Source organism: Acinetobacter sp. RF14B, from assembly GCF_006864105.1.
Taxonomy (GTDB): domain Bacteria; phylum Pseudomonadota; class Gammaproteobacteria; order Pseudomonadales; family Moraxellaceae; genus Acinetobacter; species Acinetobacter lwoffii_C.
The window spans coordinates 1-454 of record NZ_SMTB01000271.1; the positions used below are offsets into that span (position 1 = coordinate 1).

1 protein-coding gene and 1 pseudogene are annotated in these 454 nt (G+C 46.3%); both read right to left on the minus strand.

What is annotated here, in order from left to right; genetic code table 11:
• Positions 1 to 203, minus strand: a 203-nt coding sequence (locus tag E2K52_RS14915; protein ID WP_151205741.1) for an LLM class flavin-dependent oxidoreductase, incomplete at its 3' end; no start/stop codon positions are given.
• 36 nt (positions 204 to 239) lie between these two features.
• Positions 240 to 454 (minus strand): annotated as a pseudogene (locus E2K52_RS14920) (aliphatic sulfonates ABC transporter substrate-binding protein); the annotation flags it as partial.

Sequence of the window (454 nt, forward strand, 5' to 3'; positions counted from 1 at the left end):
TTGGTCGCGTCAATCAGGCTGGCTGCGGTTAACCATGGATCTTCACAAGAACGGCCGGTTGGAATCAGGACACCTTCATAACCTAAGTTATCTACCGCAACGGCAATCTGCTTCATGTAGGCATGATCTACAACACGTGCGCCCTTGCTGGTGCCTAAGTAACGACTGTCGCCATGAGTGGGGATAAACCAAAAAATTTTCATGTGATATTCCTTAAATTAAATCATCTTGTTTGCTAATTAATGTGTGGCTGCTGGCGACCAGATCTGTTGCTGGACGCTGATGGTTTTGGGAATCAGTTGAACCTGCTGGAAGAGATTGGCAATATTCTGTTGGGCTTTGATCACTTCCGTCGTTAAAGGCTGAACCGGCGAAGGTTTAAGACGACGCTCAAATGCAAGCTTCGCCACTTCTGGTTTCAGACCGGTACTTTTCTGATAAATATCTAGGGCTA